8 protein-coding genes are annotated in these 7,943 nt (G+C 76.4%); 5 read left to right on the forward strand and 3 right to left on the reverse strand.

Annotation, left to right across the window (positions count from 1 at the left end; genetic code table 11):
• Positions 1 to 22: 22 nt before the first annotated feature.
• Both ACFV4N_RS18900 and ACFV4N_RS18905 read right to left on the reverse strand, forming a co-directional pair.
• On the reverse strand, positions 23 to 1,288 hold the full coding sequence (locus tag ACFV4N_RS18900) for a sensor histidine kinase (RefSeq protein WP_499673835.1): 1,266 nt from the start codon (positions 1,286 to 1,288) through the stop codon (positions 23 to 25).
• Entirely contained in the window at positions 1,285 to 2,013 is a 729-nt protein-coding gene (locus ACFV4N_RS18905) for a response regulator transcription factor (RefSeq protein ID WP_499673836.1), read from the reverse strand. Before ACFV4N_RS18905 ends, ACFV4N_RS18900 begins: the two co-directional genes overlap by 4 nt.
• Positions 2,014 to 2,146: 133 nt before the next feature.
• Between ACFV4N_RS18905 and ACFV4N_RS18910 the strand changes: the two genes are divergently transcribed.
• From ACFV4N_RS18910 to ACFV4N_RS18925, 4 genes are read left to right on the forward strand one after another with little or no spacing between them, the layout of a single operon-like run.
• Positions 2,147 to 3,262 (forward strand): sigma-E factor regulatory protein RseB domain-containing protein, encoded by a 1,116-nt coding sequence (locus ACFV4N_RS18910; protein WP_499673837.1) that lies wholly within the window; start codon positions 2,147 to 2,149, stop codon positions 3,260 to 3,262.
• Entirely contained in the window at positions 3,259 to 4,284 is a 1,026-nt protein-coding gene (locus ACFV4N_RS18915; protein ID WP_499673838.1) for an ABC transporter ATP-binding protein, read from the forward strand. Before ACFV4N_RS18910 ends, ACFV4N_RS18915 begins: the two co-directional genes overlap by 4 nt.
• Positions 4,281 to 5,114: an ABC transporter permease gene (locus ACFV4N_RS18920; protein ID WP_499673839.1), complete on the forward strand. Its 834-nt coding sequence runs from the start codon at positions 4,281 to 4,283 to the stop codon at positions 5,112 to 5,114. Before ACFV4N_RS18915 ends, ACFV4N_RS18920 begins: the two co-directional genes overlap by 4 nt.
• Positions 5,115 to 5,117: 3 nt before the next feature.
• A complete protein-coding gene (locus ACFV4N_RS18925) occupies positions 5,118 to 5,684 on the forward strand; it encodes a GNAT family N-acetyltransferase (RefSeq protein WP_499673840.1) in 567 nt (188 codons plus the stop codon).
• A gap of 78 nt (positions 5,685 to 5,762) precedes the next feature.
• Here the strand turns inward: ACFV4N_RS18925 and ACFV4N_RS18930 are convergent, their stop codons facing one another.
• Positions 5,763 to 6,629: an alpha/beta hydrolase family protein gene (locus tag ACFV4N_RS18930; RefSeq protein WP_499673841.1), complete on the reverse strand. Its 867-nt coding sequence runs from the start codon at positions 6,627 to 6,629 to the stop codon at positions 5,763 to 5,765.
• Between the two features lie 233 nt (positions 6,630 to 6,862).
• On the opposite strand from ACFV4N_RS18930, the gene ACFV4N_RS18935 reads away from it, so the two are divergent.
• Positions 6,863 to 7,943, forward strand: a 1,081-nt coding sequence (locus ACFV4N_RS18935; RefSeq protein WP_499673842.1) for an ATP-binding protein, incomplete at its 3' end; no start/stop codon positions are given.

The raw sequence follows: 7,943 nt of genomic DNA on the forward strand, positions 1-7,943 counted from the left end.
CCGGGGGAATTCCTCCGGGCGGTCAGCGGTAGCTGGGCCAGCGCACTTCCAGGCGGGCGCCGCCCTCGGGTGACTCCGTCGCCCGCACGGTCCCGCGCCGCCGCCGCACCAGGTGCGCGACCAGGGCCAGGCCCAGGCCGAAGCCGCCGGTGGCGCGGCCCCGGTCGCTCTCGACGCGGTAGAAGCGGTCGAACACCTTCTCGCGGTGCTCCTCGGGGATGCCGTGGCCGTCGTCGTCGACCACGAGGCGCACCTGGCGGGCGGCGGGCAGCACCGAGATCCGGATGAACGTGCGCGCGTGGCGGGCGGCGTTGCGCAGCAGGTTGTCCACGACCAGCTCGACCTCGGCGCGGGCGGCCGGGACCAGGCACGCGCTCATCGGGGCGGCGACCTGCACGATCAGGTCGGTGTCCAGCCGCTCCACGGCCGCCTGGACCTGGAGCACCAGGTCGACGGGTTCGGCGCGGGGCAGTTCGCCGGTGTCGGCGCGGGCGAGGATGAGCAGCGCGTCGACCAGGGCGGACAGCCGCTGGGACTCCTCGACCACGGACTCCAGCACCTCGATGGAGAAGTCGGGGTCGGGGTGCGCGACCGCCACCTCGGCCTGGGCCCGCACCGACGTCACCGGCGACCGCAGCTCGTGGGCGGCGTCGCCGGTGAACCGCCGCAGCCGCTCGGTGGCCTCGTCGCGGCGCGCCAGCAGCGCGTTCAGCGCCACGGCGAGCGCCTGCAGCTCGTCGCGGGCGGCGGGCACGGGCAGGCGCCTGCCGCGCGGCAGTTCGGCCGCGGCCGCGCGCATCCGCTCCACCGGCCGCAGCGACGACCGCACGGCCAGCCACGTCGCGATGCCCACGAGCCCCGCCACCAGGACGGCCGCCACCAGCAGCCAGCGGGTGCCCAGCCGGTTGGCCCCCTGGTAGCCGAGGAGGGTGTCGCCGGCGACGTGCAGCCGGGGTGTGCCGTCGGCGTCGAACACGACCCGCCCGGTCCACCGGTGGGCGCTGTCGCCGTCCAGCCGCAGCACCGGCTCACCCGACTTGAGCGCCCGGACCTCGGCGGCGGTGAGGTCGGTGGGCGGCCCGCCGTCCAGGGGCGCGCCCGCGGTGTCGAGCACGCGCACCGCGCCGGACCGCCACAGCTCCGCGTCCACAGCGCTGACCTGCACCAGCCCGATCAGGCGCGGGGCGAGGAGGGTGAACCCGAGCAGGCACATCAGCGCCACGCCGGTCGCCACGACCGTGATGCGGAACCGCAGCGTGCGCCGCAGCCACCAGCGGCGCGGGTTCACCTGCGCCTGGCCGAGCCCAGGGCCGCGTCGAGGTCGGGCGTGGACGCCAGGTAGCCGTGCCCGCGCACGGTGCGCACGACCTCGCCCGCGCCCATCGCCTCCAGCTTGCGCCGCAGGTAGCCGACGTAGACCTCCACGGCGTTGCGGGTGGCGGCCTGCTCGTCGCCCCACACGCTGCGCAGCAGCTCGTCCTTGGTGACCACGGACCCGGCGCGGCCGGCGAGCACGTCGAGGACCGCGTACTCGCGGGGTGAGAGCTGCACCGGCTCGCCCGCCCAGCTGACCTCGCGCGCCGACCGGTCCACCACCAGGTCGCCGAGCTTGAGCCGGCGCCGCGACAGGTCGGCCGTGTTGCGCCGCAGCAGGGCCCTGACCTGGGCGACGAGCACCACGAACGAGAACGGTTTGACCAGGTAGCCGTCCGCGCCGAGGTCGAGGCCGTCGGCCTGGTCGACCTCGCCGTCCTTGGCCGACACCATGAGCACGGGGGTGCGCACGCCCTCGGCGCGCATCCGCTGGAGCACCCGGTAGCCGGACAGGCCGGGCAGCATGATGTCCAGCAGCACCACGTCGAACGCGCCGGTCAGCGCCACGCGCAGGGCGTTGGGCCCGTCGGCGGCGGTGACCACCTCCATGCCCTCGGCGGACAGGCCGCGCTCCAGCGCCCGCCGGACTCCCACCTCGTCGTCCACTACCAGCACCCGTGGTCTCACGCCACACAGCATGCCCGGTCAGTGGGACCATCGTGGTGGGCTCTCAGTGCTCTCTCAGCCTCTCAGCCCGATCTCAGGACGAGCGCGGGAGGGTCGGTGCCGTCGGGTTCGCAAGGGGCTGCCCGACGCCGAGGAGGAGGGGTTCATGAACCGGAGAAGGGTGACGGTGGCCGTGGCGGCGGCCGGGGTGGTCGCCGGGGTCACCGGGCTGGGGGTGCTGGCGATGCCCGCCGGCGCGGGCCCGGCGCCGGTGCTGCCCGACGTGACCGCCGAGTCCCTCGTCGAGTCGGTGATCACGGCGAAGCCCGCCGCGTTCGGCGGCAGCGTCGAGGTGAACAACGACCTGGGCGTCCCGGCCCTGGCGGGGATGCCGCAGCTGTCCGACGGCGCCAGCTCGCTGCGGATGTGGACCGACGGCACCGGCAAGGTGCGGGTCCAGCTCCCGGCGGGCGAGTCGGAGAAGACCTTCGTCGACGACGGGCGCACGTCGTGGCTGTGGGACTCGGCCGAGCAGACCGTCCGGAAGGTGCCCCGCGACGCCGCGGCGGAGCGGGGGCACGTGGAGGGCGCGCCGAGCGACCCGGTGACGCTGGCCCGCGAGGTGGTGACCCGCGTCCAGGAGTTCAGCGACGTCACCGTCGACGGCACCGCGCGGGTGGCCGGCCGGGCCGCCTACGAGCTGGTGCTGACGCCGAAGCCGACCGAGCGGACCGTGCTGCGGGAGGTGCGGGTGGCGGTCGACGCGGAGCTGCGCGCCCCGCTGCGGGTGTCCGTGCTGACCAACGGCACGAACGCGCCCGCCGCCCAGGTCGGGTTCTCCGAGCTGAACGTCGGCCCGCAGGACCCGGCGCTGTTCGCCTTCACCCCGCCCGCCGGGGCCGAGGTGAGCGAGGTCCGGCCGCAGGACCTGTCCGAGGAGGACCGGACGGCCGCGGAGCGGCTGCTGGCCGAGGCGAACCCGCAGGTGGTCGGCGAGGGCTGGGACGCCGTGCTGGTCGCGCGCGTGCCGGCGGACGCCCTGGCGGACCTCGAGCCGCGGCCGACCGGTGACGGCGGCGAGTGGGAGGGCCGCCGCGGCGAGGAGGGCGTCGACGTGCAGGGCCTGCTGCGGCAGCTCGGCAAGCAGGTCAGCGGCCCGTGGGGGTCGGGCACGCTGGTCACCGCCCGGGTCGGCGGCGTGCTGATCGCCGACGACGGCCGCGTGGCCGTCGGCGCGGTGCCGGAGCAGGTGCTGGTCGAGGCGATCGGCCAGGTGAAGTGACCGCCTCGACCAGCGCGCGGGTGGAGCCGGTCGGCACCGGCTCCACCCCGGTCCTCGCCGCCCGGACGCGGGGACTGCGCAAGGTGTACGGGCGGACGGTCGCGGTGGACCGGGTGGACCTGGACGTGCCGGAGGGCGCGGTGCTGGGGATGCTCGGCCCGAACGGGTCGGGCAAGACCACCACGATCCGGATGCTGCTCGGGCTGGTGCGGCCGACCGAGGGGGAGGTCGAGCTGCTGGGCAAGGCCCTGCCCGACGGCGCGGGCGACGCGCTTCCGCACGTGGGCGCGCTGGTCGAGGGTCCGGGGTTCCACCCGTTCCTGTCGGGGCGGGAGAACCTGCGGCGGGCGGCGGCGTTCGAGCCGCTGCTGGCCACCGGTTCGATCCGGCAGGCGGTGGAGGACGCGCTGGAGCGGGTCGGGCTGGCCGCCGCCGCGCACCGCCGCTACCGGGGGTACTCGCTGGGCATGAAGCAGCGGCTGGGCCTGGCCGCGGCGCTGCTGGTGCCGCGCAGGCTGATCGTGCTGGACGAGCCGACCAACGGCCTCGACCCGGCGGGCACCCGCGAGGTGCGCCGCGTGATCGCCGACCTGCACGGGGCGGGCAGCACGGTGCTGGTGTCGTCGCACCTGCTCAGCGAGATCGAGGCGACCTGCACGCACGTGGCCGTGCTGCACCGGGGCACGGTGGTCGCGCAGGGCGGGCTGGCCGAGCTGCTCCAGGCCGACAGCAGCTCGCTGCTGGTCACCACGCCGGACGTGGAGCAGGCGCTGACGGCGCTGCGCGCGAGCCGGATCTCGGCGCGCCCCTTCACCGCGGACGACGACGGGGGCGTGCGGGTGGAGCTGATCGGCACGTCCGCGCCCGCGGTGCTGGAGGCGCTGGTGCGCGCGGGGGTCGCGGTGCACGAGGCGCGCCGGCACCGCACGGGCCTGGAGGACCTGTTCGCGCGGCTCACCGAGGCCGAGGAAGCCGAGCACCACCTGTCCGCGGTGGACACGATCGAGGAGGGCACCCGATGAGCGCCGTCGTGGCGGCACGCGCCCCGCTGGGCAGGCAGCTGCGCTCGGAGCTGCGGTGGATCCTGCGCAGGCCGCGGACGGTGATCGGGCTGGCGCTGCTGTGCCTGGTGCCGGTGCTGCCCGGCATCGGCCTGTGGATCGAGATGGACGACGACGGCTCGTCGGCGCCCGGCCTGGCCGGGATCATCGCCGGCAACGGCCTGGTGCTGCCGGTGTTCACGCTGACCCTGGCGCTGCCGCTGCTGCTGCCGCTGGTGGGCGCGATCTGGGCGGCGGACGGGCTGGCGGGCGAGGCCCAGCACGGCACGCTGCGCGGCCTGATGGTCGCCCCGGTCGGGCGGATGCGGCTGCTGGCGATCAAGGCGTTCGGCGTGGCCGCGATGACGCTGTTCGCGGTGACCCTGCTCGCGGTCGTCGGCACGGTCACCGGCGTGGTGCTGTTCGGCGGCGACGGGCTGCTGACCCTGTCGGGCAGCACGCTGCCGTTCGCCGAGGGCATCGGGCGCGTCGCGCTGGCGGTGCTGGTGGTCACCGTGCAGGTGTGGGGTGTCGCGGCGGTCGCCCTGGCGATCTCGGCGTGCACCGAGCACCCGCTGGTGGTGATGGCGGCGACCATGGCCGGGGTGATCGTGTTCGCGGTGCTGACCGTGTTCCCCGCGCTGGACTGGCTGCACCCGTACCTGATCACCTCGTCGTGGGACGACCTGGGCGACGTGATGCGCGACCCGCTGCCGACCGAGGGGCTGTGGCACAGCACGGCCCTGGCCGGCTGCTACGTGCTCATCGGGTTGTCGCTGGCCGCGATCCGCTTGGCCACCAAGGACAATTGACGGGTGGTCCTGGAGACCGAGCGGCTGGTGCTGCGCCCGTTCACCGCGTCCGACGCGGACCTGCTGGTGTGGCTGCTGGGCGAGCCGCTGGTGATGCGGTACGTCGACGACGGCAGGCCCGTGCCGCGCGAGCGCGTCGAGCGGGAGGTGCTGCCCCGGGTGGTGGGCGAGGGCAGCGGCTGGTGGGCGGCGCACGAGAAGGCAGCGGGCGGGAAGGCAGCGCACGAGAAGGCAGCGGGCGGGAAGTCGGGGCACGACAAGGCGGTGGGCGCGTTCATCGGCTGGTTCGAGCTGAGCCGCGCGGGCGACGGCGTGGCCGAGCTGGGGTACCGGCCGCACCCCGGCTCGTGGGGCCGCGGCTACGCCACCGAGGGCGCGAGGGCGTTGGTGGCGCACGGTTTCGCGTCCGGGCTGACGAAGGTGGTGGCGACCGCGATGGCGGTCAACACCGGGTCGCGGCGGGTGCTGGAGAAGGTCGGGCTGCGGCACGTGCGGACGTTCCACGCGGACTGGCCCGACCCCGCCGAGGGCGCCGAGCACGGCGACGTGGAGTACGAGCTGGTCGGGTGACCCCGGGCCGGGCCGCACCGGCCCGGGGTCGGTGGCGGAGCGGTCCCCGCTCGGCCCGCTCCGCGGTCTCCGCCGGACCTAGGAGTGGGGGCAGGTGGCCCGGTACTCCTCGATCAGGCTGCTCGGGGCCGGCGCCGGGCACAGGAACTGGTCGTAGCGGGTGTCGTCGTCCACGAACCGCTTCAACCAGGAGATGCCGTACTTCGCCACCGTCGTGTTGGCCGAGGTGGGCGCCGAGTGCGAGGCGTTGTTCAGCTCCAGGTACGCCTTGTCCGGCGCCGAGGCGAGGCTCGTGTAGAACGGCTCGGCGTGCGCGGACACCGGGGCGACCGAGTCGTTCTCCGCGCCGATGACCATCGTGGGCACGCGGACCGTCGACCACGACTTGGTGCCGTGCCACGGGGTCAGCGGGATCGCCGCCTGGAGCGCGGGCCGGGTGCGGCTCGCGGCCAGGGCGCCGCCGCCGCCCATGGAGTGGCCCATCACGGCCAGCCGCGTGGCGTCCACGCGGGTGCGCACCGCGCTGGTGCGGGTCAGGTAGTCCAGGGCGGCGAGCAGCTGCGCGCCCCGGCTGTCCGGCTGGTCCAGGGTCGAGTTCGTGTCGATGGTGATCACCACGAAGCCCTGGGACGCCAGGCGCGGCCCCAGCCAGGCGACCGCCGACTGCGAGGCGGTGAACCCCGGCGAGATCGCCACCCCGCCGAACGCGCCCTCGGCGGTGCTGGTCGGGTAGTGGATGGTGCCGCCGCCGAAGCCCGACACCGAACCGCGCGCGACGGTCGTGGAGGCCGTGGCGAACGGGCCGCGCGCCGCCTCCACGCTCGCCGTCGTCGGCGCGGGGCCGCGCTGGTGGGGGTTGGGGGCCGCGTGCGCCGGGACCGGGGCGGCCGCGGCGGCGGCCAGGGCCAGCGCCAGGGCGGCGCGGGTGGTGCTGCGGAGTCGCACTGTCGTACACCTCGCTCGGGCAGGGGTTCACGGGGTCGGCGGCCGCAGGGGGCGCCGACCGACGACCCTGGCGCAGCCGACCGCCGCGCGGCATCGGCACCACCCACCGGTCGTGCGGTGCGGGCGGCGCAACCCGCCGGCGCCCGGCATCGGCAACCGCACCGGCCCGTTCTCAACTGTCAACCCGCCCGCACCCGTCGCGGCGCCGGTCCGGGTGTGGCAGAACTGGACGCGTGCTGCGGGGACGGGAGCGGCAGCGCGTCGCCGTGGACGCGGTGCTCGACCGCGCCAGGTCGGGCCGCGCCGGGGTGCTGGTGCTGCGGGGCGAGGCGGGTTCGGGCAAGACGTCGCTGCTGCGCGCGGCGCGGCGGGCCGCCGCCGACTTCACCCCGGCGTCCCGGCGCGCCCTGCTGTGCGTGGACGACGCGCACCGGCTCGACCTGGGGTGGCTGCTCGACGCGCTGCCGGAGCTGGAGGGCGAACCGGTCGCCGTGCTCATCGCCTCCGAGGAACCGGTGGCCGGCCTGCCCACCGCCGAGGTCGAGCCCCTGGACCACGCCACGAGCGTGCGCGTGCTGCGCGACCTGGTGCCGGGCCTGCCCGCCGGGACGGCCGACGACGTGGCGCGCACCGCGAGCGGCAACCCGCTCGCCCTGGTGGAGCTGGCGCGGTCCCTCACCAGCGCCCAGCTCGGCGGCGTCGAACCGCCGCCGGCCGTGCTGCCGCCCGGCGGTTCCCTGCGCGCCCGGCTGCGCGCCCGCCTCCACGCGCTCACCCCCGGCGCCCGCCGCGCCCTGGCGATGGCGCTGGTGGACGACGAGGTCGACGTGGACGCCCTGGTGCGCGTGCCCGCCCTGGAGGTCGCGGACGTGCAGGAGGCCGCCGCCCTCATGGACCCCCGGCCGGTGGTGCGGGCGACGCTGCTCGCCGAACTGCCGCTGGCCGACCGCTGCGCCGCCCACGTCGCGCTCGCCGAGGCGCTGCCCGCCGGACCCCGCCGGACCTGGCACGAGGCGGTGCTCGCGGCCGGGGCGCGCGACGACCACGCCGACCGGCTGGCCGCATCCGCCGCGGCGGCCCGGACCCGCGGCGACTTCGCCTCCGCCGCCCGCGACCACGGCCGCGCCGCCACCCTCACCACCGCGCCCGACACCCGGGCCCGCCGGCTGCTGTCCGCCGCCGCCGACCACTGGCGGCGCGGCCTGCCGCACCGGTCCCGCGCGGTGCTGCGGGAGGTGGCGCCGCTGTCCGACCAGGCGGACGTGCGGGCCCTCGCCGACCTCGTGCGCGGCGGCGTGGAGGTCGGCTCGGGAC

The sequence above is a fragment of the Actinosynnema sp. NPDC059797 genome (assembly GCF_042732085.1).
In the GTDB taxonomy this organism is placed as follows: Bacteria; Actinomycetota; Actinomycetes; order Mycobacteriales; family Pseudonocardiaceae; genus Actinosynnema.

Excerpts from the sequence above, each read along its gene's own strand:
- ACFV4N_RS18905 (WP_499673836.1), bottom strand. The coding sequence starts at position 2,013 with ATGCTGTGTGGCGTGAGACCACGGGTGCTGGTAGTGGACGACGAGGTG.
- ACFV4N_RS18910 (WP_499673837.1), top strand. The coding sequence starts at position 2,147 with ATGAACCGGAGAAGGGTGACGGTGGCCGTGGCGGCGGCCGGGGTGGTC.
- ACFV4N_RS18920 (WP_499673839.1), top strand. The coding sequence starts at position 4,281 with ATGAGCGCCGTCGTGGCGGCACGCGCCCCGCTGGGCAGGCAGCTGCGC.